At 74.1% G+C, this 23548-nt stretch carries 26 protein-coding genes; 7 read left to right on the top strand and 19 right to left on the bottom strand.

Annotated elements, in window-relative coordinates:
* The first annotated feature begins 450 nt into the window (after nt 1-450).
* The 3 genes from ACFOYX_RS18920 to ACFOYX_RS18910 all read left to right on the top strand — a co-directional run bounded on the left by ACFOYX_RS18920 (nt 451) and on the right by ACFOYX_RS18910 (nt 3568).
* Nucleotides 451-1425 (top strand): ECF subfamily RNA polymerase sigma factor, BldN family, encoded by a 975-nt coding sequence (locus ACFOYX_RS18920; RefSeq protein WP_109803575.1) that lies wholly within the window; start codon nt 451-453, stop codon nt 1423-1425.
* Between the two features lie 287 nt (nt 1426-1712).
* Nucleotides 1713-2576 carry a DUF5667 domain-containing protein gene (locus tag ACFOYX_RS18915; protein WP_377534174.1) on the top strand — a complete coding sequence of 288 codons (864 nt, stop codon included), beginning with the start codon at nt 1713-1715 and terminating at the stop codon, nt 2574-2576.
* Nucleotides 2577-2698: 122 nt separating this feature from the next.
* Nucleotides 2699-3568 carry an HAD-IB family hydrolase gene (locus tag ACFOYX_RS18910; protein WP_322439106.1) on the top strand — a complete coding sequence of 290 codons (870 nt, stop codon included), beginning with the start codon at nt 2699-2701 and terminating at the stop codon, nt 3566-3568.
* 13 nt (nt 3569-3581) lie between these two features.
* Here ACFOYX_RS18910 and ACFOYX_RS18905 read toward each other — a convergent pair whose 3' ends face one another.
* The 12 genes from ACFOYX_RS18905 to ACFOYX_RS18850 form a co-directional block, all read right to left on the bottom strand.
* Entirely contained in the window at nt 3582-4538 is a 957-nt protein-coding gene (locus ACFOYX_RS18905) for a lysophospholipid acyltransferase family protein (RefSeq protein ID WP_322439132.1), read from the bottom strand.
* Between the two features lie 260 nt (nt 4539-4798).
* Nucleotides 4799-5872 (bottom strand): NAD-dependent epimerase/dehydratase family protein, encoded by a 1074-nt coding sequence (locus tag ACFOYX_RS18900; RefSeq protein WP_109803578.1) that lies wholly within the window; start codon nt 5870-5872, stop codon nt 4799-4801.
* 120 nt (nt 5873-5992) lie between these two features.
* Nucleotides 5993-6094 carry a 30S ribosomal protein bS22 gene (locus ACFOYX_RS18895; RefSeq protein WP_007465623.1) on the bottom strand — a complete coding sequence of 34 codons (102 nt, stop codon included), beginning with the start codon at nt 6092-6094 and terminating at the stop codon, nt 5993-5995.
* Between the two features lie 202 nt (nt 6095-6296).
* Entirely contained in the window at nt 6297-6506 is a 210-nt protein-coding gene (locus ACFOYX_RS18890; RefSeq protein ID WP_109803579.1) for a helix-turn-helix domain-containing protein, read from the bottom strand.
* A gap of 221 nt (nt 6507-6727) precedes the next feature.
* The gene (locus ACFOYX_RS18885) at nt 6728-7912 is read right to left on the bottom strand and encodes an ABC transporter permease (RefSeq protein WP_238453378.1); all 1185 of its coding nucleotides are present in this window, start codon (nt 7910-7912) and stop codon (nt 6728-6730) included.
* Nucleotides 7909-8787 carry an ABC transporter ATP-binding protein gene (locus tag ACFOYX_RS18880; RefSeq protein WP_322439133.1) on the bottom strand — a complete coding sequence of 293 codons (879 nt, stop codon included), beginning with the start codon at nt 8785-8787 and terminating at the stop codon, nt 7909-7911. The genes ACFOYX_RS18885 and ACFOYX_RS18880 overlap by 4 nt, the downstream gene beginning before the upstream one ends.
* A 74-nt stretch (nt 8788-8861) precedes the next feature.
* Nucleotides 8862-10250 (bottom strand): HlyD family efflux transporter periplasmic adaptor subunit, encoded by a 1389-nt coding sequence (locus ACFOYX_RS18875; RefSeq protein WP_322439107.1) that lies wholly within the window; start codon nt 10248-10250, stop codon nt 8862-8864.
* Between the two features lie 40 nt (nt 10251-10290).
* Nucleotides 10291-11685: a hypothetical protein gene (locus ACFOYX_RS18870; RefSeq protein WP_238453377.1), complete on the bottom strand. Its 1395-nt coding sequence runs from the start codon at nt 11683-11685 to the stop codon at nt 10291-10293.
* Nucleotides 11682-12122: a YrdB family protein gene (locus ACFOYX_RS18865; RefSeq protein ID WP_322439108.1), complete on the bottom strand. Its 441-nt coding sequence runs from the start codon at nt 12120-12122 to the stop codon at nt 11682-11684. Before ACFOYX_RS18865 ends, ACFOYX_RS18870 begins: the two co-directional genes overlap by 4 nt.
* On the bottom strand, nt 12119-12688 hold the full coding sequence (locus tag ACFOYX_RS18860; RefSeq protein ID WP_322439109.1) for a WHG domain-containing protein: 570 nt from the start codon (nt 12686-12688) through the stop codon (nt 12119-12121). Before ACFOYX_RS18860 ends, ACFOYX_RS18865 begins: the two co-directional genes overlap by 4 nt.
* Complete coding sequence (locus ACFOYX_RS18855; RefSeq protein WP_322439110.1) at nt 12681-13475, bottom strand: alpha/beta hydrolase; 795 nt, start codon at nt 13473-13475, stop codon at nt 12681-12683. The genes ACFOYX_RS18860 and ACFOYX_RS18855 overlap by 8 nt, the downstream gene beginning before the upstream one ends.
* Before the next feature lie 120 nt (nt 13476-13595).
* Complete coding sequence (locus tag ACFOYX_RS18850) at nt 13596-14516, bottom strand: proline dehydrogenase family protein (RefSeq protein WP_322439111.1); 921 nt, start codon at nt 14514-14516, stop codon at nt 13596-13598.
* A gap of 117 nt (nt 14517-14633) precedes the next feature.
* On the opposite strand from ACFOYX_RS18850, the gene ACFOYX_RS18845 reads away from it, so the two are divergent.
* From ACFOYX_RS18845 to ACFOYX_RS18835, 3 genes are read left to right on the top strand one after another with little or no spacing between them, the layout of a single operon-like run.
* Nucleotides 14634-14903 (top strand): hypothetical protein, encoded by a 270-nt coding sequence (locus ACFOYX_RS18845; protein ID WP_236648177.1) that lies wholly within the window; start codon nt 14634-14636, stop codon nt 14901-14903.
* Between the two features lies 1 nt (nt 14904).
* Nucleotides 14905-16071 carry a glutathionylspermidine synthase family protein gene (locus ACFOYX_RS18840; protein WP_322439112.1) on the top strand — a complete coding sequence of 389 codons (1167 nt, stop codon included), beginning with the start codon at nt 14905-14907 and terminating at the stop codon, nt 16069-16071.
* Nucleotides 16072-16090: 19 nt separating this feature from the next.
* Nucleotides 16091-16666, top strand: a complete 576-nt coding sequence (locus ACFOYX_RS18835) for a CGNR zinc finger domain-containing protein (protein ID WP_109803588.1) — start codon at nt 16091-16093, stop codon at nt 16664-16666.
* A gap of 19 nt (nt 16667-16685) precedes the next feature.
* On the opposite strand, the gene ACFOYX_RS18830 is transcribed toward ACFOYX_RS18835, so the two are convergent.
* Both ACFOYX_RS18830 and ACFOYX_RS18825 read right to left on the bottom strand, forming a co-directional pair.
* Nucleotides 16686-17492: a sugar phosphate isomerase/epimerase gene (locus ACFOYX_RS18830; RefSeq protein ID WP_322439113.1), complete on the bottom strand. Its 807-nt coding sequence runs from the start codon at nt 17490-17492 to the stop codon at nt 16686-16688.
* A gap of 75 nt (nt 17493-17567) precedes the next feature.
* Nucleotides 17568-18512: a Ppx/GppA phosphatase family protein gene (locus tag ACFOYX_RS18825; protein ID WP_109803590.1), complete on the bottom strand. Its 945-nt coding sequence runs from the start codon at nt 18510-18512 to the stop codon at nt 17568-17570.
* A gap of 74 nt (nt 18513-18586) precedes the next feature.
* Between ACFOYX_RS18825 and ACFOYX_RS18820 the strand changes: the two genes are divergently transcribed.
* Nucleotides 18587-19396, top strand: coding sequence for a hypothetical protein (locus ACFOYX_RS18820; protein WP_322439114.1), 810 nt, complete (start codon nt 18587-18589; stop codon nt 19394-19396).
* Between the two features lie 16 nt (nt 19397-19412).
* On the opposite strand, the gene rraA is transcribed toward ACFOYX_RS18820, so the two are convergent.
* Genes rraA through ACFOYX_RS18795 form a run of 5 tightly spaced genes read right to left on the bottom strand, consistent with a single transcriptional unit; the run spans nt 19413 to nt 23497 of the window.
* Entirely contained in the window at nt 19413-19895 is a 483-nt protein-coding gene (gene rraA / locus ACFOYX_RS18815) for a ribonuclease E activity regulator RraA (RefSeq protein ID WP_322439115.1), read from the bottom strand.
* Between the two features lie 13 nt (nt 19896-19908).
* Nucleotides 19909-20310: a universal stress protein gene (locus tag ACFOYX_RS18810; RefSeq protein WP_322439116.1), complete on the bottom strand. Its 402-nt coding sequence runs from the start codon at nt 20308-20310 to the stop codon at nt 19909-19911.
* Nucleotides 20307-21809, bottom strand: a complete 1503-nt coding sequence (locus ACFOYX_RS18805; RefSeq protein WP_322439117.1) for a tripartite tricarboxylate transporter permease — start codon at nt 21807-21809, stop codon at nt 20307-20309. The genes ACFOYX_RS18810 and ACFOYX_RS18805 overlap by 4 nt, the downstream gene beginning before the upstream one ends.
* Nucleotides 21810-22484: a tripartite tricarboxylate transporter TctB family protein gene (locus ACFOYX_RS18800; protein ID WP_322439118.1), complete on the bottom strand. Its 675-nt coding sequence runs from the start codon at nt 22482-22484 to the stop codon at nt 21810-21812.
* 5 nt (nt 22485-22489) lie between these two features.
* A complete protein-coding gene (locus ACFOYX_RS18795; RefSeq protein WP_109803595.1) occupies nt 22490-23497 on the bottom strand; it encodes a tripartite tricarboxylate transporter substrate binding protein in 1008 nt (335 codons plus the stop codon).
* Between the last annotated feature and the right edge of the window lie 51 nt (nt 23498-23548).

Raw genomic sequence — 23548 nt, 5'->3', positions numbered from 1 at the left:
GACCGCCCGACCTCCTTCCCCCGCCCCCCGTCGACGCCGGCCCGGCAGGCCCGGCGCGACACGCCGAGCGGCGGGTCGAAATCGCTCCGACCAGGACCTTCCACTGCGACCAGCTTTCGCCGGCAAAGTCAACCGCACACGACGGACAACGGGTCCGCCATTCGTGCGACGGGGAGGGAAATACTTCCGCCCTGTGTAACGGACTTGCCACGCGCGGGTGACGTTGGCCCCTATCATCACTCGGGTCGGCTCACCCCATTTGCCGTGAGTCGACACCCCTCAGCCCGAGGAGGCCCCCGTGCCTGTGAGCGCATTGGACCAGCACCTCAAGGGGATCTGCCGCCCGTCGGCACGTCCCGGAACGGCCCTGCCCGACCGGGGCGTACCCGGTCCCGCCGCGACGCCGCGGCATCCGGTGCGGCCGTGCCCCGCCTCGATCGGGGAGGCCCGGTGACCACCTTCGGTTACGCGGAGCGGCCGGCCGGCCTGACCGGTCCGACACCGAGGACGCCGGTGAACGAGCGGCTGGAGCAGACGCCGCGCGGTGCGGCGGAGGGCTCGTGGGGCCTCGCCGTCCGCGGCGAGGGCGCCCGTCGGGTCCGCAACCGCCCGCACCACAACGAGGCGCCGCCCCGCCCGGCGCTGCCGGGCGGCAACGCGAGCCGGGTCGGCGCGCCGTCCCGCCCGACCATGCCGGCGCAGGGCCGCCGGGGTGCGGAGACGCCGCCGGCCGCCGACCCGTCGACCAGCGAGACCGCCGTCCTGCCGGCGGTGCCGGCCGCGGACACGGCCGTGCTGCCCGCGGTGCCCGCCGCGCCGGTCACCGCCACCGGCTTCCCGAGCCGCCCCGACCCGTCGGACCCGGCCACCGAGGTCTGGACCCTGGTCGAGCGGGCCCAGGCGGGCGAGTCCGAGGCGTTCGGCCTGATCTACGACCGGTACGTCGACACCGTCTTCCGGTTCGTGTACTTCCGCGTCGGCAACCGGCAGCTGGCCGAGGACCTGACCTCGGACACCTTCCTCCGGGCGCTCAAGCGGATCGGCAGCTTCACCTGGCAGGGCCGGGACCTCGGCGCCTGGCTGGTCACCATCGCCCGCAACCTGGTCGCCGACCACTTCAAGTCCGGCCGCTACCGGCTGGAGGTGACGACCGGCGACGTGCTCGACGCCGACCGGGAGGACCGCGGGCCGGAGGGCAGCCCGGAGGCCGCGGTCGTCGAGCACATCACCAACGTCGCCCTGCTCACCGCGGTGAAGCAGCTCAACCCGGAGCAACAGGAGTGCATCGTGCTCCGCTTCCTCCAGGGCTTCTCGGTGGCCGAGACGGCCCGCGCCATGGGCAAGAACGAGGGCGCGATCAAGGCGCTGCAGTACCGGGCGGTGCGGGCGCTGGCCCGGCTGCTGCCCGACGGCTTCCAGCCCTGACCGCCCTGGTTCGCGCCGGCCCGTCCCGCTCCGTGGACGGGTGCGCGGGACGCCGCCCGTCCGTGACGACGATCACGCTTCGTGATTTCGCCTCCGCCCGCCCCGTAACCGCCACCCGGCGCGGACCGTTTCTCCGGGTGCGACCAGTGGTTGTCCCGGCGCCCCGGGCCACCCGGTCCGGCGGGCACGGTCGACCAACCTGGTCGCCCGTCGGCGTCACGCTGCCACCGGTCGCTGGTGACGAATACGGCCCGACGGGCCGTGACCAGCGAGAGGAGGTGCCTGCGGTGGACAGCGACCTCTTCTCCCGTCGGCGCGCCGAGCGCTTCGCACAGCTTCTCGACGAGGCCAGCGGCGGCCGGCGTCACCACGTGCGCTCCCGGGTCGACGACGAACTCGCCGCGCTCGTCGCGGTCAGCCAGCGGCTCACCGCCGACCGGCCGGACGTCAAGGTCGATTCGGAGTTCCGCACCGGACTCCGGGCGATGCTGGTGGCCACCGCCGAGCGGGAGGGCATCGGCACCCCGGCGGCGAAGATCAAGACCACCGCGGCGGCGGGCAGCGGGATCCGGGGTTCCCTCCTGCCGGCGGTCACCGCCCGGCGGGCCCGCGCCCGGGGCGCGATCCTGGTCGGCATCGCGGCCGGGGCGGTCGCCCTCTCCGGTATCTCGGCGGCCAGCGAGAACGCGCTGCCCGGCGACGCGCTCTACGGCATGAAGCGCTCCACGGAACGCGCCCAGCTCGCCCTGGCCAGTTCGGACATCAGCCGCGGCCAGCTCTTCCTCGACTTCGCCCGGACCCGGCTCGACGAGGCCGACACGGTGCGCGACGACCGGATCGGGTTCGGCGCCGTCCTGGACGACATGGACGCCGACACCCGCCAGGGCGTACGGCTGCTCACCACTGTCGCGGCGCAGCGCTCCGACCCGGCCGGCCTGGAGGCGGTCAACGTCTTCGTCACCGGCCAGCGCCGGGCGGTCAGCGGGCTGCTCGACCGGACCGATCACGTCGAGCGGGACCGCACCCGGCGCTCGCTGGCGCTGCTCGACGCCGCACGCGATCGCGCCGACGCGATCGCGTGCGGGTTGCCGACGCCCGCCGCCAGCGACGCGCTCGGTCCCGCCCCGGGCACCTGCCCCGCCGAGCGCTGACCCGCGGCCGGCGCGACAGCCGACCACGCCACAGTTCTCCACTCGTCCGACCGGCCGTCACCGGCGTCCGGATACGCTCGCCCTGGAGCACGCGTCGCGGTCGTCGAGCGGAGGGAGGTCGCGTGGCCCGCACCCGGAAGGTCACGGTCAGCACCGACGTCCACGGCCACACCGCCGGCTGGTCGGAGACCGAGCAGGCCCCGCCGGTCACACCCGACCCCACCGCGGCGGCCTTCTTCGACGTCGACAACACGATGATGCAGGGCGCCTCGATCTACTGGTTCGCCCGCGGGCTGGCCGCCCGCAAGTACTTCACCACCGGTGACCTGGCCCGGTTCGCCTGGCAGCAGGCGAGGTTCCGGCTGCTCGCCACCGAGCACGCCGGGGACATGTCGCAGGCCAAGGAGGCCGCGCTCGCCTTCATCCACGGCTGGCGGGTGGAGGACGTGGAGCGCCTCGCCGAGGAGATCTTCGACGAGCTGATGGCCCCGCGGATCTGGGCGGGCACCCGCAAGCTGGCCCAGCGCCACCTGGACAGCGGCCAGCGGGTCTGGCTGGTCAGCGCCGCCCCGGTGGAGATCGGTCGGGTGATCGCCACCCGGCTCGGCCTGACCGGTGCGATCGGGACGGTGGCCGAGGTGGTCGACGGGGCGTACACCGGGCGGCTGGCCGGCGACCTCATGCACGGGCCGGCCAAGGCCGAGGCGGTGACCCAGCTCGCCGCGGTCGAGGGGTTGGACCTGACCCGCTGCGCCGCCTACAGCGACTCCGCGAACGACCTGCCGATGCTCTCGACGGTCGGGCACCCGGTGGCGGTCAACCCGGACGCCGCCCTGCTGCGGCAGGCCCGCGAGCGGGGCTGGGACGTCCGGGACTTCCGCACCGGCCGTCGGGCCGTCAAGATCGCCGTACCGTCCACCGCCGCCGCCGGGCTGGTCGCCGGGGCGGTCAGCGCCGGCCTCGCGCTGCACCGCCGCCGCCGGACGCCCTGACGGCGCGGTCCCCTCAGGGGCCGAACGGGTCGGGGCGTCGTTCGAGGAGCCGGTGCAGGGTCTGCTGGATGGTCTCCCGGACCTGGTCGGCGAGGTTGAAGACGACCAGCGGGTCGTCGGCCGAGTCGGTGAGGTGCGCGGTGGGGATCGGCGGGCAGAACTCGATCAGCCACTTGCTCGGCAGCGGCACCATGCCGAGCGGCCCGAGCCAGGGGAACGTCGGCGTGACCGGGAAGTAGGGCAGCTTGAGCAGCCGGGCGAGCGGCTTGATGTCGGCGAGCATGGGATAGGTCTCCTCGCCACCGACGATGGCCACCGGCACGATCGGGGTGCCGGTACGCAGCGCCGCCGAGACGAACCCGCCCCGGCCGAACCGCTGGAGCTTGTAGCGGTCGGAGTAGAGCTTGCCGACGCCCTTGAAGCCCTCCGGGAAGACGCCGACCAGCTCGCCGTTGCCGAGCAGCCGCTCGGCGTCCGGGTTACAGGCCACCGTGCCGCCGGTCTTGCGCGCGATCTCGGAGACCACCGGCATCCGGAAGACCAGGTCGGCGCCGAGCAGCCGCAGGTAGCGGCGCGCCGGGTGCTGGTCGTGCAGGGCGGCGGAGAGGATCAGCGCGTCCAGCGCCACCGTGCCGGAGTGATTGCCGACCACCAGGGCGGGCCCGTCGGCCGGCACGTTCTCCAGGCCGCCGACCTCGGTGCGGAACCAGTCCCGGTACAGCAGCCGGACCAGCGGGTGGAACACGGCGTCGGTGAGGTGCGGGTCGAAGCCGAACTCGTCGACCTCGTAGTCGCCGGCGAGCCGTCGCCGCAGGAAGGCCAGCCCGCCCGCGACCCGGCGGTCCCAGTGGTCCCGCCGGTCCGGCACCGCCGGCCCGGCAAACGCCACCGCCCCGTGGTCGTCCGGCGTCGCCTCGGCCGGCTCCTCGACCGCCGCCGGCTCCGGGCCGCCGGACCGCTGGTCCGCCATGCGGAACGGCTCGTCCGCCACGGCCGTCGCCGCCGGGTCCGGCTCGTCCGCGGACGGCACGTCCATCGCAGCCGTCGCAGGTTCGTCCGTGGCGGCGGTGTCCGGCTCGTCCGTGGCGGTGTCCGGCTCGTCGTGCGCCGCCGGGTCGGCGGCGGCCGCCGTCGTCCGGCGGTGTCCGTTGCGCCGCGCCGGCTCCGCGTCCGGCCCGGCCACCGTCAGCGGTACGTCGTACCGGCCGTCGCGCCGCTCGTCCCGGCCGCTCACGATCGCTCCCGGACGGCCGAGCGGACCTGCCGGATGCCCTCCAGCACCAGCTGCTCGGCTGCGGCGAGCTGATCCCGGCTCACCACCACACCGCCGTGGTGGGCGCGGATGAAGTCGTCGAACGCGGCGGCGGTGGAGCGCGGCGTGAAGCCGTACTCCCGCTCGAGCCTGGTGGTGTCCACCACCCGACCGTGCACGAAGAGGTCGACCTGGTCCAACCCGTAGCGGCCGAAGCCGAGGTTGCGGGCGATCGCCGCCGCGCCGGAGAGACCGGGCTCCAGCACCGGCATGGCCACCCGGCCGGCCCGCCGGATCGCCTGGGTGAGGGAGAGCACGCCCGGGCCGGCGACGTTGTACGTCCCCGGGTGTTCCTCGACGATCGACCGGTGCAACACCTCGAGCGCGTCGTCGAAGTGGACGAACTGCAGCCGCGGGTCACGGCCGAAGACGGTGGGCACCACCGGCTGGGAGAAGTAGCGGGTCAGCGTGGTGTCCGCGGTGGAGCCGATGAACGGTGCGAAGCGCAGCACGGTGGCGGTGACGTCGGGACGGCGGCGGCGGAAACCGCGGACGTACCCCTCGATGTCGAGGATGTCGCGGCCGAAACCGCCGCGTGGCACCTCGCGCGGCTCGGTCTCCTCGGTGAAGACCGCCGGGTCGCGGAACGACGCGCCGTACGCGGCGGTCGACGAGCGGACCACGAGCTTGCGCAGCCGGGGCGCCCGCTGGCAGGCGGCGAGCAGCTGCATGGTGCCGATGACGTTCTGTTCCTTCATCGCCGCCCGGCCGCCGTGCTGCTGGTCGGGGGCGCTGACCAGGGCGAGGTGTACCACGGCGTCGACCTCGAGGTCGGCGAGGAGACCGCCGAGCGAGTCGAGGTCGAGGCGGATCCGTTCGACCCGGTCGAGCAGGTCGGTGAACTCAGGGCCGGGGGTGGCCGGGTCGACGCCGATGACCCGTTCGATCCGGGGGTCGGCGGCGAGTCGGGCGGCGACGTGGGCGCCGAGGTAGCGGCCGACCCCGGTGACGACGACGACCCCCGGAGCACCTGGGGTGCCACCGGGGGTCATGTCGTGCGCCTTGTCTGGCAGGCGGGATCGAGCCGGGACGTTCGCGGCCTGATCACCTGAGCCTCCGAGAGTCGACAGTTGGCAAGTGGTGCCGGATGCCGGGCCATGGCCCGGCCCCGGTCACTTGCCGAGACGGCGACGCTGGACGCGGGTCTTGCGCAGCAGCTTGCGGTGCTTCTTCTTAGCCATGCGCTTGCGGCGCTTCTTGACCACCGAGCCCATACGACAGCCTTTCGATGCAACGTGCGGGGCGGACCGGGAGACACCACCGCGGGTGGCGTCGGTGACCGCTTGCGGACAACGGACCGGACCAGCGTGGTGGGCAGGGCGCACCAGGGTGCGGTCGGGGTCCAGGGTAGCTGGAGTGCATCAGCAGGACCAACGCGCCCCCGTCGATGCCCGTTACGTCGCACTCGGCGGTGCGTCAGGCGGTTTCCTGAAACGCGCCCCGGAGATAGTCGTGCACGGCGTGCTCGGGCACCCGGAACGACCGGCCCACCCGTACCGCGGTCAGCTCACCGCTGTGCACGAGACGGTAGACCGTCATCTTGGAGACCCGCATGACCGTCGCCACCTCGGCGACGGTCAGGAACCTGACATCCGACAGTCGACCGTCGGACTGCGACGCGGCCATGGCTCACCGACCCATTCCCGTGCCCGGCGCGTGCCACCGGACGGGAGCTCCCGCCAGGACGGGCAACGCGCGTGTTACCAGTACGGTAACGGGACGGCTGTGACCGGCGCGATCCCTTCCTGCAACTGATCATGGACGGGCCGCTGTTTTCCCCCGCGTTGACCTGGCGTTTTCCTCCCCGATGCGCGTCTCGTCCCGTTGCCGGGACCGCCAGGCCACGGTCACTCCGCGCGCAGCGCGACCACCGGGTCGAGCCGGCCGGCCCGCTGGGCCGGCACCACCCCGAAGACGATGCCGACCGCGGCGGAGACCCCGAAGGCGAGCGCCAGCGACCACCAGGTGATCGCGGCCGGGATCGGCGAGACCGCGTCCACCAGCAACGCGGCGCCCACGCCGAGCGCCATCCCGGTCAGCCCGCCGATGGCGGTGAGCAGCACCGCCTCCAGCAGGAACTGCACGCCGATGTCCCGGGGGCGGGCGCCCACCGCCTTGCGCAGGCCGATCTCCCGGGTCCGCTCGCGGACCGAGACCAGCATGATGTTGGAGACGCCGACCCCGCCGACGAGCAGCGAGATGCCGGCGATGGCGGCCAGCACGCCGGTCAGCACGCCGAGGATGTCGCCGAGCACGCCGAGGATCTGCTGCTGGGTGACCGCACTGAACTCGGTGTCCGGGTGGCGTCGGGACAGCTCGGCGACGATCCGGTCGCCGAGTTCGCCGATCCGCTCCCGGTCCGGCGCCTTGACCGCGATGCCGTCCACCCGCTGGGTGCCCCAGAGCCGCTGCGCCGCGGTGACCGGCACGTGCACCTCGTCGTCGCGGTCCACCCCGAGGCTCTGCCCGAGCGGGGCGAACACGCCGATCACCCGGAACCGCACCCCGGCCAGCGCGAGCTGCTGGCCGAGCGGGTCGCGGCCGGGGAAGAGCGCGGTCGCGACGGACGCGCCGAGCACCGCCACCCGACGGCTGGTGTCCACGTCCGCCCCGGTCAGGTAGCGGCCCCGGGCCAGCGACCGGGTGAAGACCGTGGGGGTGTTCTCCAGCACGCCCTGGACGGTGGTGAAGTCCGACCGGTTGCCGGCCCGCGCGGTCGCCCCGGAGGCGACGGTGACGGCCACCCGGCCCGGGTCGCCGACCACCCGGGAGACCGCGTCGACGTCCTGCAACGTCAGCGGCGAGACCACCGGGGCGGTACCCACGTCGATCTTGCCGGGCACGACCAGGAGCAGGTTCGAGCCGAGCCCCTCGACCTGCTGTTCGACCTTCTGCTTGGTGCCGGTGCCGATGGCGACCAGCAGCACCACCGAGGCCACCCCGATGATCACGCCGAGCATGGTCAGGGCGCTGCGCATCCGGTTGGCCCGCAGCGCGTCCAGCGCCACCCGCCAGGCCTCGGCCACCCTCACGGCGCGCCCCCACCGCGCTGCTCATGGCGCGGAAGGCGCCCGGTGGCTCCGGCGGCGCCACCGGAGCCACCGGACGGGTGCCCCGGGCCGCTTCCGGACACGGACCGGGGCTCCGCGCTGGGAGCGGGGTCCAGTGTCTCAGGTCGACGCTCGCGGTCGGACAGCGGTCGATCATGGAGCCGGTCGCCGCCCGCCGCGACCGTGTCGGAGCGGACCATGCCGTCCCGCACGGCGATCCGCCGGCGGGCCCGCGCGGCCACCTCCTGGTCGTGGGTGACCATCACCAGGGCCACCCCGGACTCGGCGTTCAACCGTTCCAGCAGCTCCAGCACCGCCTCGCCGGTCGCACTGTCCAGGTTGCCGGTCGGCTCGTCGGCGAGCAGCACCGCCGGGTCGGTGACCAGCGCCCGGGCGATCGCCACCCGCTGCTGCTCGCCCCCGGAGAGCTGGTTGGGCCGGTGGTGCAGCCGGTGCCCCAGGCCCACCCGGCCGAGCATCGCCGCCGCCCGCTCCCGCCGCTGCCGCGCGCCGATTCCCCGGTACACCAGCGGCAGCGCCACGTTGTCCACCGCGGACGTCCGGGGCAGCAGGTGGAACGCCTGGAAGACGAAGCCGATGGTCTCGTTGCGCAGCGTCGCCAGCTCCGGGGCGGAGAGCGTCGCCACGTCCCGGCCGCCGATCACCAGCCGGCCGTCGGTGGGCCGGTCCAGGCCTCCGAGCAGGTGCATCAGGGTGGACTTGCCGGAGCCGGACGGCCCGATCACGGCGACGTAGTCGCCGGGCGCGATGGTCAACGACACCCCACGCAGCGCCGGCACCGAGACGCCGTCCAGCTCGTACGTCCGGGACACGTCGACCGCCTCGATCGCCGGCACCCCGGCCGGCGGCGTCACGGAGCCGGTCTTCGTTCGCGACTGCGGGGCTCGCAGGCCCGGCTCACTCCTCGCGCTCACCGGAGTTCCTGGCCGTCGCGAACCTGGTCCGCGCCCCGGACCACCACCTGGTCACCGGCCTGCACGCCGCTGACGATCTGCACCAGGTCCTGCCCCTGCACGCCCAGGGTGACCGGCACCTGGTCCGCCTTCCCGTCCCGCAGCACCCAGACCGCGTCCCGACCGTCGGCGGAGAAGACCGCCGAGGCGGGCACGGCGACCGCGTCGGCCGCCTCGCGGACCCGGAGGTGGACCACGGCGTTCATGCCGGGCCGGGGCGCCGGCGCGGCCTCCCCCTCGCCGAGGCGGCCCGCGCCCAGGGCCAACCGCACCCGGTAGGTGACCCCGCCCCGGGCGGAGGTGCTGGGCAGCACGTCGACCGAGCGGACCCGGGCGTCGTACGTCGCGCCGGTGACCGCGTCCAGCTCGACCGAGGCGGCCAGGCCGGCCCGAACCAGGAGCACGTCCGTCTCGTCGACCTCGGCGAGCAGGCCGAGCGCGCCGGTGTCGACCACGGTGAGCACCGGCGTTCCGGCGGTGACCCGCCCACCGGCCGGCACGGCGTCGTCCACACCGGCCGGCGGGCCGCCCTGGGCCGGCGCGAACGCCGAGGGGTCGAGCCCCGTGGCGCCGCCCGCCCCGAGCAGCCCGGCCAGCTCGGCCGATCCGCTCGCGGACCGGGTGCCCCCGGGCTGCACCACCCCGTCGACCGGCGCGCGCAGGGTGAGCGCGTCGACGGTCGCCTTCGCCAGGTCGTACGCCTGCTGGGCCTGGAGCCGTTGGGCGCTGGACAGCGCGCCGACCGCGGAGTTCAGCCCGGCCACGCCGCGCTGCACCGCGGTGACCGCCCGGTCGGCGGCGCGGGCGGCCGACTCGTACTGCCGCTGGGCGGACTCCACCTGGAGCAGCAACGCGGACCGCAGCTGCGGGTCGCCGATCTTCCCGGCGGCGGCCCGGGCCGTGTCGAAGGCCTCGACGGCGGCCTGGTCCGTGCCGCGCCGGCTGCCGCCCAGGTCGCCGACGCCGACGCCCCGGCCGGCCCGTTTCGCGGCGCGCAGCGCCTCGCGGGCCTGCCGGAGCCGGTCCTGCGCGGACGGTGAGCTGATGACCGCGAGCACCTGCCCTCGGCGTACCCGCTGTCCGGGCTGGAAGCGCAGGCTGGCGAGGGTGCCGTCGGCGGGTGCGGTGAGGGTCGCGGCGGCCCGGGCGGTCACCGTGGCCGGAGCGTCGATCACCTCGGCGACGGCGGACCGGCCGACCTGGGCCAGCGCGACGGGGGACTTCTCGTCGCCGCACGAGGCGGCGGTGGTGCCGGTCAGGGCGACGACGGCGAGGAGCGCGGTGAGCAGGCGGGGCCGCGTGACGATCGGGGGCCGCGGCGGGTGGGTGCGGGCCACCTGGCCCATGCTACGACCCGTCGGCGATCGTCGACCTGCCCGCCACCGGTCAGCCGGCGACGGTCCGCACGTACCGGACGCAGTCGTCGTGCAGGGTGGCCCACTGCTCGCCGAAGACCTGGTCGGAGGCCTCCTCGGCGGACCGCCGGTCGTGGACCACCAGGCGGAAGAAGTCCAGCACCCGCTGCTCCCCGTACCGGTCGACGAGGTGCCGGACGGCCAGGTAGCCGACCCCGTAGCTGCCGCCGACCCGGTCGTCGGCCGCGTCGTCGGCCGGGGCCAGCCCGTCCAGCCGGCCGTTCCAGCCGCCCCGGACGAGCTCCCGCACCTCGGGCAGTCCGTCGTAGCGGCCCACCGGCTGACCGTCGGCGCCCGCGTACTCGGCCAGTCCCTCCACCAGCCACCAGGTGGCCCGGTCCGAGTAGCCCCGCTCGGGCAGCGAGGCGGCGTGGGTCAGCTCGTGCCGGAGCAGGTCGTCGACCCCGGTGGGCGACAGGCTCTCCGCGTTGAGCACCACGTCGTGGTGGCCACCGCCCACGCCGACCGCGTAGCCGGCCGTCCATCGGGGACGGCCGCCGCCGTACCAGCGCCGCCACTCCGCCCGACCGGCGTAGTAGACCAGGTAGCGGTCGGGGGGTGCGCCCCCCACCGTGTACAGGTCGGCGACCTTCGCCGCCGCCTCGGCCTCGGCGAGCAGGCCGGGCAGTTTGGCCCGCAGCGCGGGCGTGGTGGCGACGATCGTCCGCTTCCCGAACGTCACCGCCAGGTCGCTGACCTCCCAGGGCCGGGCGCCGGCTGGGGCGGTACGGGACTCCTCCACCGCGAGCAGCCGGGGCTGCTCCCCGGCCTCCCGCCAGCGGGTGCCGAACACGGTGGCGGCCGCCGTGCAGCCCGGGACGACGAAGCAGTACTCCACCCGGACCGCGAGCTGCCACTCCCCTGGCCGGCCGGTGACCGTGCGGGGTATCCCGTCCGCCGCCGGCCGCCACACGGTCACCCGGAGCGCCCGCAGCGCGGCGTACCGGCGGGTGAGGTCGGCGCGGGCCCCCGGCTCGGCGACGTCGAGGAAGCCGTTCCGGTCGCCGCCGAGCAGCGCGGCGGCCTGCCGGTCGAGTTGGGCGGTCATCCGGGCGCCGAGACGACGGGCGGCGGCGGTGGCGCGGTCGTCGCCGGTGGCCGTCCGTCCGGCCGCGCCGCCGACCAGCCCGACCAGCAGCACCGCGGGCAGCGCGCAGGTCAGCACCACGACCACGACCGCGAGCGCCGCCCACAACGGCCACCGGCGCCGACGTGCCGGGACCGCTGCCGTTGCCTGTTCCGGCACCGCCTGCGCCTGGGTGACGTTTTCGCCGGTTGCCGGCACCGGTTCGGGGGTGGCGACGGGGGCAACGCCCGGCTCGCGGTCCGCGGCTGTCTCGCCGGGCTGCTGGTCACCGTCGGTCACCGGCGAAGGGTACGACCATTCGGGCGATCGGGCCAGGGCCGCGCGCCGGCGGCGTCGGCTGCGGCCCTCCCCCGTCGGACCGGTGACGGGCGAGGGGTAGGGCAGATCGGGTCGCCGGCCAGGCTGAGCAGCGCCTTGTCCACCGCCCAGAGCGCGACCAGCAGGATCGCCGGCACCGGGCGGCCGGCCAGCGCGAGCAGCGCGCCGCCGGTCACGAAGCAGGCGGCCTGGACGGCGAGCTTGCCGGGCGCGGGCAGCGGCACGGCCGCCTTCGGCGAGCAGAAGGTGCCCCAGACGACCGCGATCAGCAGGGGCGCGCCGAGCCCGGCGAGGAGCCGGACGGGCCACCCGGCGTCGAGGGTGAAGCCCCACCAGCCGGCGGCGACGAGCATCGCCAGCTCCAGCAGGAAGGCGAGCGCCAACAGCAGCCCCTTCATCGGGACCTCCAGCTCCGGTACGCGGCGTCCAGCCCGGCCACCAGCTCGTCGAAGGAGCGGTCGATGTCCCTGGGCAGCCCGAACCCGCCGGCCGCCTCGAGGGTGACGAAGCCGTGCACCGCGGCGCGGAACATCCTGGTGGCGTCCACCGCGGCGTCGCCGGTCAGGCCGTACCCGAGCAGGATCGCGTAGATCGCGCCGACGGCCCGCTCGGCCGCGGCGACGTGGTCGGGGTCGGCGGGGTCGGGGGCCCGCTGGGTGGCCGGGTAGCGGCCGGGGTGCCGGTGGGCGTACGCCCGGTAGGCGGTGGCGACGGCGCGCAGCGCGTCGTCGCCGGCTCGACCCGCGGCGGCACCGGTCAGCACGGTGGCGATCTCGGCGGTGGCCAGCGCGGCCAGCTTCTGGTGCAGCGCGTCGGCGCCTTTGACGTGCTTGTAGAGGCTGGGCAGCGCGACGCCGAGCCGGCCGGCGAGCGCGGCCAGGGTGAGCCGGTCGTAGCCGACCTCGTCGGCGAGCCGGGCGGCCTCCCGGACGACGGTCTGCGGGGTGAGGCCGGCCCTAGGCACCGGTGGTCACCGCCAGGAACTCGACGAGCTGGGCGGCGGTGGCCTCGGGCTGATCGGCGTGCGGGTAGTGCCCGGAGTCGTCGACCATGCGCGCCTCGGCGGTGGCGAAGAGCCGCCGGGCGGCGCGCGCCTCGGCGCCCGGGTCCGTGAAGTCGGGGTCCTTCGTGCCCATCAGCACCAGCACCGGCTGCCGCACGTCGGCGGCCCGGGCGGTCCAGTGCGGCGCGGCCGGCGCGATCACCCCGCGCACGGCGTCCATCCGCCCGCGCAGGCCGGCGACCAGCTCCGTGCGGTACGCGGCGTCGTCGGCCGGCCGCGCGGCGGGGAACAGGGTCCGGTGGAACATGCCGAACAGCCGGGGGCTGCGCAGCACCGCGGCCTGGGCGACCCGCATGACCGGGTTGGGCGTCGGCTCGGCGACGAACGGGCTGAGCTGCACGACGCCGTTGACCAGGTCGGGCGCGTCGGCGGCGGCGAAGACCACGGCGGCCGCGCTGGACGAGCTGCCGGCCAGGGTGGCCGGGCCGCCGCCGAGGGCCCGGACCACGGCGAGCAGGTCGGCGCCGACCTCGGCCGGGGCGTACGTCGGCCAGTGCGGGCTGGAGTCGCCGTGTCCCCGGACGTCCACCGAGGCCACCCGGTAACCGGCCCGGACCAGGAGCGGGATCAGGTGGCGGAAGGACCGCCGGTTCTCCCCCATGCCGTGCGAGAGGACCACCAGCGGCCCCTCCCCGTGCACCTCGTACGCGATGGTTCCGCCGTCCCGCGCCACCTGGCTAATCGTCATAGCCACAAAGCTAATGCCATTAGCTTCAATCGTCAAGGCGCTACCGCCGGGGGTGACCTTTCGCCATCCCGGACGGCTACCGCCTGGTGCTCAGCACCCGGGCCTGGTCGAACCGGTGGGTCACTTCTTGGACATCAGGGCCCGGCCGAAGAACATCAGGTTGGCGGGGCGCTCGGCGAGGCGGCGCATCAGGTAGCCGTACCAGTCCTCGCCGTACGGCAGGTAGGTGCGCACGGTGTAGCCCTCGCCGACGAGGCGGGCCTGCTCCTCGGGGCGGATGCCGTACAGCATCTGGAACTCGAAACGGTCCGGGCCGCGGTCGAACCAGCGCGCCCGGTCCTCGCCGATGGCGATCAGGCGCGGGTCGTGGGTGGCCAGCATCGGGTAGCCGTCGCCGGCCATCAGCACGTTCAGGCAGCGGACGTAGGACCTGTCCACCTCGCGGGCGGACTGGTAGGCCACCGACTCCGGCTCCTTGTAGGCGCCCTTGCACAGCCGCACCCGCGACCCCGCGCCGGCCAGCTCCCGGCAGTCCGACTCGGTCCGCCGCAGGTACGCCTGGAGCACCGCACCGGTCGACGGGTAGTCCTTGCGCAGCTTGGCCAGGACGTCCAGGGTCGAGTCGGTGGTGGTGTGGTCCTCCATGTCCAGGGTGACCGTGGTGCCCGCCGCGTCGGCGGCCGCGCAGATCGCTCGCGCGTTGTCGTAGGCGAGCTGCTCGTCGAACATCTGCCCGAGCGCGGAGAGCTTCACGCTCACCTCGGCGGCGGGGGTGAGGCCGGCGGCGGAGAGCAGCCGCAGCAACTTGAGGTATTCGTCCCGGGTGGCGTTCGCCTGCTCGGGGGTGACGGTGTCCTCGCCGAGGTTGTCGAGGGTGACCGCGAGGCCGTCGGCGACGAGTTCGCGGGTCGCGCGCAACGCGTCGTCGGTGCCGGCGCCGGCGACGAACCGGCGGACGACGTCCCGGGTGAACGGGGCCGTCGCGACGAGCCGCTCGACCTGGGATGACCGGGAGGCGGCGAGGATGACGGAACGGAGCATGAGCCGAGGGTAACGCCCGGCGAGCCACCCCCGCCGGGGGGCGGGGCGTACGTCACGCACTGCTGCGAGCGGGCCGTCGGGACCGACGACGTGGCGGTGATCGGCTACAACGTTCACGTGGAACCACGCCCCCGACGCCGGCTCCGGTCGGCCACCGTGCAGCTCGGCGCGCTGACCGCCCTGGCGCTCGCCCTCTCCGGCTGCAACCTGACCGACGACGACGATGACGACTGCGCGCTGGGCCCGGCCGGCGGTGGTGGGGACACGGTGGCGCTGGCGCTGCGGGTCCCCGCGCCGGCCGCCGCCCGGACCGCCCCGGAGCCGGTCGCCGCGGCGGTGCCCGAGCGCGGCGGCTTCGGCACCCACCTCGCCGCCTGCGGGGGCTGAGGTGCGGCGCGAGGCGAGCACCCCCCGCCCCGGCTGGGACGCCACCATCCGCTCGCAGGGCCTGGTGTACGTCGACACCGAGCTGCCCGACGGCGGGATCATGTCGTACTGGGACGAGACCGCCGCGTACGCCTTCGCGCTGGACGAGGTGCTCCGGCTGGAGGACGCGACCGAGGAGCTGCACCGGATGTCGGTGGCCGCGGCGAAGCACGTGGTGGCCCGCGACCGGTACGCCGAGTTCGGCATCCCGGCCTGGGCCGCCGAGGCGGTCGCCCGGTCGCTGCGCGAAGCCCCGCCTTCCCTCTACGGCCGTTTCGACCTCTGGTACGACGGCTCCTGGCCGCCGAAGCTGCTGGAGTACAACGCCGACACCCCGACCGCGCTGGTCGAGGCGAGCATCATCCAGTGGTACTGGCTGGAGCACACCCGGCCCGCGGCGGACCAGTGGAACAGCCTGCACGAGCGCCTGGTCGGGGCGTGGGCGAAGATCGGCGCCGACCTGCACGACCGGCGGGTGCACGTGGTCTGGTCGGGCGAGGAGGAGTCGGGCGAGGACCAGATCACCGCCGGCTACCTGGCGGAGACCGCCCGCCAGGCCGGGCTGGACGTCGAGCTGCTCCCCATCCAGCAGGTCGGCTGGGACGGCCGGCGCTTCGTCGACGCCGCCGACCGCCCGGTCACCACCTGCTTCAAGCTCTACCCGTGGGAGTGGATGCTCGCCGAGCCGTACGGGCCGCTCGCGCTGGACCCGGGCACCCCGACCACCTGGATCGAGCCGGCCTGGAAGCTGCTGCTGTCGAACAAGGCCCTGCTGGCCGTGCTCTGGGAGCTGTACCCGGACCACGAGTACCTGCTCCCGGCGTACCTGGACTCACCGCGCGGGATGACCGAGTACGTGGCGAAGCCGCTGCTCGGCCGGGAGGGCGGCTCGGTGCGGATCGTCGCCGGCGGCGCCGAGATCACCAATCCGGGGAGCTACGGCCAGGAGGGGTTCTGCTACCAGCAGTTCCGGGCGCTGCCCGAGTTCGCCGGCAGCCGGATGGTGCTGGGGAGCTGGATCGTCGACGGCGAGTCGGCCGGCGCCGGCGTACGCGAGAGCGAGAGCCTCATCACGGACGGTTACGCGCGGTTCCTGCCGCACTACATCGATGCGCCGCGTACCCCGTGAGTCGTCTACCGTTGGTGTCGTGAACTTCGACGCGTACGCCCGGACCGGCGTTGACCTCGTCAACGCCCGCCTGGACGACCTCGACGACCTGCGGGCCCTCTTCCCGGACGACAACGCGTGGATGCGCGACGAGGTCGCGGAGCGGGACCTGGCGATCTTCCGGCGGGCGCAGAAGCGCCTGCGTGACGTCTTCGAGTACGGCACCTCGGGCCGGGACGGTCAGGCGGTGGCCGAGCTGAACGCGCTGCTGGAGGCGTTCCCGGTGCAGCCGCGGATCTCCGGCCACGACTCCAGCGACTGGCACATGCACGTGACCAGCCGCGGCGCCTCGGTCAGCCAGGAGTACCTGGCCGGCGCGGTGTGGGGGCTGTCGGTCTGGCTCTGCGAGTACGGCAGCGCCCGGTTCGGCGTCTGCGCGGACGAGCGCTGCGGCAACGTCTACCTGGACACCTCGTCGAACTGCTGCCGGCGGTTCTGCTCGGAGCGCTGCGCCACCCGCTCGCACGTGGCGGCCCACCGGGCCCGCAAGCGGGCGGCCGTCGGCGACCAGCTCACCGTGCCCGCCCAGGCGGAGACCCTCACCCCGGTCAGCTGACCGGGGCGCGCCCTCCCCGTCAGACGTCGACCGGGGAGGGGGCGGTGAGGTTGGCGCGGGCGAACTCCAGGGCCTCGCGCAGGTCGGCCTCCCGCACCGCGCGGCTCTTCGCGCCCCGGGTGGTGACCTCCACGGCGACCGAGCCGGTGAAGCCGCGCCCGGCGAGCGAGCGGAGCAGCTCGGCGCAGGGCTGGCCGCCCCGCCCGGGCACCAGGTGCTCGTCGCGTCCCTCACCGGTGCCGTCGCCGAGGTGGACGTGCGCCAGGCCGGCGCCCATCCGGTCGGCCATCTCCAGGGCGTCGGTGTGCGAGGCGGCGCAGTGCGACAGGTCCAGGGTGTACGCGGCGTAGCCGGTGTCGGTCGGATCCCACCCCGGGACGTACGGGACGAACTGCCGGCCGGCCATCCGCACCGGGTACATGTTCTCCACCGCGAAGCGCAGCCCGCCGAACTGCCGGGCGATCTCGTCGAGGCCGTCGGTGAAGTTCCGGGCGTAGTCCCGCTGCCAGGTGAACGGCGGGTGCACCACGACGGTCGGCGCTTCGAGGGTCTCGGCCAGCTCGGCGGCCTTGCGCAGCCGCTCCCACGGGTCCGGGCTCCACACCCGCTGGGTGACCAGCAGGCAGGGCGCGTGCACCGAGAGCACCGGCACGCCGTAGTGGTCGGCGAGCCCGCGCAGCGCGCCCGGGTCCTGGCTGACGACGTCGGTCCAGACCATCACCTCGACGCCGTCGTAGCCGAGCGCGGCGGCGAGCTGGAACGCCGCCGCGGTCCGCTCAGGGAAGACCGAGGAACTGGAGAGGAGCACCGGGACGCGGGAAGTCACGCCCCTCAGGGTAGCCCGGCCCGTCGGACGGCATCAGGACGAGCACCCGCAAAAAGCCCAGAACGACCGACCGGATCACATCGGCGCGAGCTGATCGAGCCGCCGGAGGATGACCCCCTCGCGCAGCGCCCACGGGCAGACGTCGAGCGCGTCGACGTCGAGCCGGCGCATCACCGCCTCGGCCACCACCGCGCCGGCCAGGAGCTGGTGGGCCCGGGCGGCGCTCACCCCCTCCAGCTCCGGCAGCTGCGCCGGCGGGATGTGCCGGACGAAGCCCAGCACCTGCCGCAGCCCGGTGCGGGTCAGGCTGCGCCGGGCCCAGAGCCCGGCGCCGGAGGGCGCGGCGCCGGCCAGCCGGGCCAGCGTCCGGAACGTCTTCGAGGTGGCGACCGGGCGTTCCCAGCCCACCGCCGCCAACTTCTCCACCACCGGGTCGAGCCGCTCGTCGACGTACTCCCGCAGCTCCTCCACGGCCTCGGCCGGCGGCGCCAGGGTGCCCGACGGGTCGACCCGCAGCCGCTCCCGGCTCAACCGCCCGGCGCCGAGCGGCAACGAGATCGCCACGTCCGGTTCCTCGTCGATCCCGGCCGCCAGCTCCAGCGAGCCGCCGCCGATGTCGAGGGCCAGCAGCCGGCCGGCCGACCAGCCGAACCACCGCCGGACCGCCAGGAAGGTCATCCGCGCCTCGTCCGCGCCGGCGAGCACCTCCAGCCGTACGCCGGTCTCCTCCCGGACCCGGGCCAGCACCTCGGCGGCGTTGGTGGCGTCCCGGACGGCGGAGGTGGCGAAGGCGAGCAGGTCGTCGGCGTCCAGCCCGGCCGCCGCCGCCCGGGCCATGCCGACCGCCTTGACCAGCCCGTCCGCGCCCGCCTCGGTCAGCGCGCCGTCCGGGCCGATCTGCTCGGCCAGCCGGAGCACCACCTTCTCCGAGTGCGCCGGCCAGGGGTGCGCCCCGTGGTGGGCGTCGACCACCAGCAGGTGCACCGTGTTCGAACCGACGTCGAGGACACCCAGTCGCATGCTGATGACCCTAGGCCCAACACGTTTTCCCGGCTCGCCAGCCGGCCGGAGGCACCCCGCGTACGCTGGTCCGGGTGACAGGCCAGATCGAGCTGCAGGGACTCGTGGACGACCCCGACGACCCGCGCAGCCGGGAGGTGGGGCTCGACTTTCCCCGGGAGTGGATCGAGTTCGTCGACCCGGCGGACGAGAAGCACCTGGTCCGGGCCGACCTGACCTGGCTGCTCTCCCGCTGGACGTGCATCTTCGGCAAGGGCTGCCACGGCATCGTCGCCGGCCGGGCCGCCGACGGCTGCTGCTCGCACGGCGCGTTCTTCACCGACTCCGACGACGAGAAGCGGGTCCGCACCGCGGTCAAGCGGCTCACCCCGTCGACCTGGCAGCACTTCCGCCGCGGCTTCAAGAACTGGACCGAGAACGACACCATCGACGGCAAGAACCCGGCCCGGCGCACCGCCACCCGGGACGTCGACGCGCCGTGCGTCTTCCTCAACGACGCCGACTTCCCGGGTGGGGGCGGCTGCGCGCTGCACGCCCAGGCGCTGCGCGACGGCGTGCATCCGCTGGAGTACAAGCCGGACGTCTGCTGGCAACTGCCGATCCGCCGCGACCAGGACTGGCACAAGCGGACCGACAACACCAAGGTGCTGATCTCCACGCTGTCGGAGTTCGACCGGCGGGGCTGGGGCGCGGGCGGGCACGACCTGGACTGGTGGTGCACCTCCTCCACCGACGCGCACGTCGGCGCCGAGCCGATGTACGTCTCGTACGGCCCGGAGCTGACCGCGCTGATCGGCGCTCCCGCGTACGCGAAGCTGGCGGAGCTGTGCGCGGCCCGGCTGCGGCAGGGTCAGATCGCCCCGCACCCGGCCAGCGAGGGCTGACCCGGCGCGGCCGACGCTACGGCCGTCCCCCGGGCGGCACGACCACGACGCCGTCGTCGTCGCTGTGCACCTCGGCGCCCGGCGCGAAGACGCAGTCGCCGAACGACACCGGCACGTCCCGCTCACCGGCGCCCGTCTTGGCGCTCTTGCGGGGGTTCGTGCCGAGCGCCTTGATACCGATCGGCAGGGCCCGCAGGGCGGCGACGTCGCGAACCGCGCCGTTGATCACCACGCCCGCCCAGCCGTTCTCCGCGGCCGTGCCGGCGATGAGGTCGCCCATCAGGGCGGTGTGCAGTGATCCGCCGCCGTCCACCACCAGCACCCGCCCCGCCCCCGGCTCGCCGACGATCGACTTCACCAGGGCGTTGTCCTCGAAGCAGCGCACGGTGACCGCGGGCCCGGCGAAGGCGGCGACGCCGCCGTACTGGCGCAGCTGGGTGTCGCAGGAGCCGAGCGTGTCGCCGTACCGGTCGAAGAGGTCGGCGGTGGGGATCACCATGGTCTTCCCTCTCTCATTCGGTTACGGGGGCCTTCACCGCGAGGACCGGGCAGGGCACCCGGAGCAGGATCTCCTGCGTCGTCGAGCCCATGATCAGCTTGCCCACCGGGGTCCGGTGCCGGATGCCGATCACCACCAGCGACACGTCCCCCGCCTCGACGATCTCCATGATCTCCTCGGCGGCGTCCCGCCCACGCATGAGCTGCCGGACGGTGTGCGGCACGCCCGCGGCGGTCAGCTCGCGGGTGACCCGCTCCAGGTCGGGCTCCTGCGCGAAGCGCGGATCGACGTACGCGTCACCGCGCGACGTGTTCACCACCAGCACCGGCTCGTCGCGGAACTTCGCCTGCTCGATGGCGGCCTGCAGGGCCGCCTCGCCCAGCAGGGAGGGCACGTACCCCACCAGCACGGTCATCCGGTCACCAACCTTCCACGCAGCGGACGGACCACGAACCGGCCGAGCAACGGCCAGAGCAGCACCAGCAGCACGACGGCGTAGATCAGCCAGGACACCCAGCCGCCGATCAGGCCGTGCAGTTCGCCGCCGGAGAGCTGGAGCGCCCGCCGGCCCTGCAACTCGGCGAGCGGGCCGAGGATGACCCCGACGATCAGCGGCAGGATCGGCAGCCCGAACCGCCGCATGCCGAAGCCGAGCAGGCCGAGGGCGAGCAGCAGGAACAGGTCGAACGGCTGGGAGTTGACCGCGTACGCGCCCATCGAGGCGAAGAAGAGGATCCCGGCGTAGAGGTACGGGCGCGGGATCCGCAGCAGGCGCGCCCAGGCCGGGGCGAGCGGCAGGTTTAGCACCAGCAGCAGCAGGTTGCCGACGAACAGGCTGGCGATCAGCGTCCAGACCAGCGCTGACTCCCGCTCGAAGAGCAGCGGACCGGGCTGTATGCCGTACTGCCGGAAGGCGGCCAGCATCACCGCGGCGGTGGCGTTGGTGGGCAGGCCGATCGCCAGCAGTGGCACCAGGGTGCCGGCGGCCGAGGCGTTGTTGGCGGCCTCCGGCCCGGCGACACCCTCGATGGCTCCCCGACCGAACTCCTCCGGGTGCTTCGTCAGCTTCTTCTCGGTGACGTACGACAGGAAGGTCGGGATCTCCGCCCCGCCCGCCGGCACCGCGCCGAACGGGAACCCGTACGCGGTGCCGCGCAGCCAGGGCTTCCAGGACCGCTTCCAGTCCTCCCGGCCCAGCCACGGCTGGCCGACCGGAATCACCTCACCGGATTTGCGGCGCAGGTGCGCGGCGATCCAGAGCGCCTCGCCCACGGCGAAGATGCCGACCGCCACCACGACCACGTCGATGCCGTCGGCGAGCTGCGGAATGCCCAGGGTGAGCCGCTGCTGACCGGTCTGGTCGATCCCGATCACGCCGATGGTCAGGCCGAGCAGCAGCGAGGCGAAGCCGCGTACCCGGGACGCCCCGAGCACCGCGGTGACCGCCACGAACGCGAGCAGCATCACCGCGAAGTAGTCGGGCGCGCCGAGGCTGACCGCGAACGACACCATCGGCGAGATGACCAGCACCAGCAGCACGGTGGCGATGGTGCCGGCGACGAACGAGCCGATCGCGGCGGTGGCCAGCGCCTGCGCCGCCCGGCCCGCCTTCGCCATCTTGTTGCCCTCGATCGCGGTCACCACCGACGACGACTCGCCCGGGGTGTTCAGCAGGATCGAGGTGGTCGAGCCGCCGTACATGCCGCCGTAGAAGATGCCGGCGAACATGATGAACGCCTGGGTGGGCTCCATCCCGTACGTCACCGGCAGCAGCAGCGCCACCGTCATCGCCGGCCCGATGCCGGGCAGCACCCCGACGGCGGTGCCGATGGTCACGCCGAGCAGCGCGATCAGCAGGTTCATCGGGGTCAGCACGTTGGCGAACCCGTCGAGCAGATTGCCGAAGTTGTCCATCTAGAGGATCCCTTGCAGCACGCCGGCGGGCAGGTTGACACCGAGCCCGATGGCGAATGTGTAGAACGTGATCAGCGACAGCGCCACGGCGATCAGCAGGTTCCGGATGTAGTGGCGGTTGCCCAGCGCGTAGGCCGAGCCCCAGAAGAGGATCGTCCCGCTGATCACCCAGCCCAGCCGGTCGATGAGCACGGCGTTGACCAGGAACGCGCCGATCAGCAGCAGCACCGTCCGCCAGTCGATCGGGCTGCTCAGGTCGACGTCCTCGCCGGCCTCCGGCTCGCCGGTGCCGCCGCGGGCCACGTCCAACCCGTAGATCGCCGCGACGATCAGCAGCAGCACGCCGAGCAGGATCGGCACCGGCCTGGGGCCGATCGGGTCGGCGCTGTTCACCGCGTGCCCGATGCGCGTGGTCGCGTCGAGGATCACCAGGCCGCCGACCAGGGCGAGGAACGCGCAGACGCCGTACTGCGCCCGGTCTGGCCTGGGCGCCGGACCGTCGTCCACCGCCGGCTCGCCGACCGCCGGCGGCACGTCGGCCGTCGTGGGCCGCGCCGCCTCCGGCAGATCCGGCGTACGCTCCGCGCCCGGCTGTTCCGGGATCGGCGGTACGGATGTCTCCACGGCCGGGGGCCGGGGCGGCTGCTCGCCGCCCCGGTCCGGTCGGATGGTCATGCCGCTCATGCCAACCCGAGCTGCTTGAGCACGTCGGCCACGGCCTTGTCCTGCTCGGTCAGGAAGGTGCCGAACTCGTCGCCGGTGACGAATGCGTCGGTCCAGCCGCGCTTGGCCAGCTCGGCCTTCCACTCCTCGGACTCGTGCATCTTCGTCAGCACGTCGATCCAGACCTTCTTGTCGGCGTCGCTGATCCCGGGGGGCGCGACGATGCCCCGCCAGTTGGTGAAGACCAGGTCGATGCCGGCGGACTTGAGCGTCGGCACATCCTTGAGCGCGTCGATGGGCGCCTCGCTGGTCACCGCGAGGACCCGGATCTGGCCGGCCTCGACCTGGTCGAGGAACTCGCCGAAGCCGCTGGCGCCGAAGGCCACCTTGCCGCCGAGCACGGCCGGCAGCAGCTCGCCGCCGCCGTCGTAGGAGACGAAGTTGACCTGGCGGGGGTCGATGCCGACGGTCTTCGCGAGCTGCATCGGCAGCAGGTGGTCCGGGCCGCCGGGCGAGGAGCCGCCGCCGACCGCGAGACCCTTGGGGTTGGCCTTCCAGGCCGCGACCAGGTCACCGATCGTCTTGTACGGCGAGTCCTTCGGCACCACGATGGCGCCGGCCTCCTCGATCATCTTGGCCAGCGGGGTGGTCTGGGTCAGCGTCGCCGACGACTTGGACGTGTACGAGGCACCGACCACGCCCAGCCCCATCTGCATGGCGAGCTTGCCGTTGCCCTTCTCGTTCACGGTCCGCTGGAGGCCGACCGTGCCGCCCGCGCCGGGCAGGTTGAACACCTGCACACCGGTGGCGATCTTGGCGTCCTCCATCACCTTCGCGGCGGTCCGGGCGGTGGTGTCGTACCCGCCGCCGGGCGTGTTCGGCACCATGATCCGCAGACCGCTGACCGGCTTGCCGTCGTTGCTGGAGCCGCCCTCGTTCTTGTCGGCGGTGGCGCCGCAGGCAGCCAGGGCCAGCGCCGAGGCGGCGGCGACCCCCATGACCAGCAGGTTTCTCCTAGTTGCCATCTTGTTTCTCTTCCGTTTCGAATGAGTCCAGCGGCAATATGGTGACCTCCG

Source organism: Micromonospora sp. GCM10011541 (assembly GCF_042650725.1).
Lineage (GTDB): Bacteria > Actinomycetota > Actinomycetes > Mycobacteriales > Micromonosporaceae > Micromonospora > Micromonospora sicca.
Note: the sequence above shows the minus strand (reverse complement) of the source record. Positions and strands in the feature narration are given on the sequence as shown.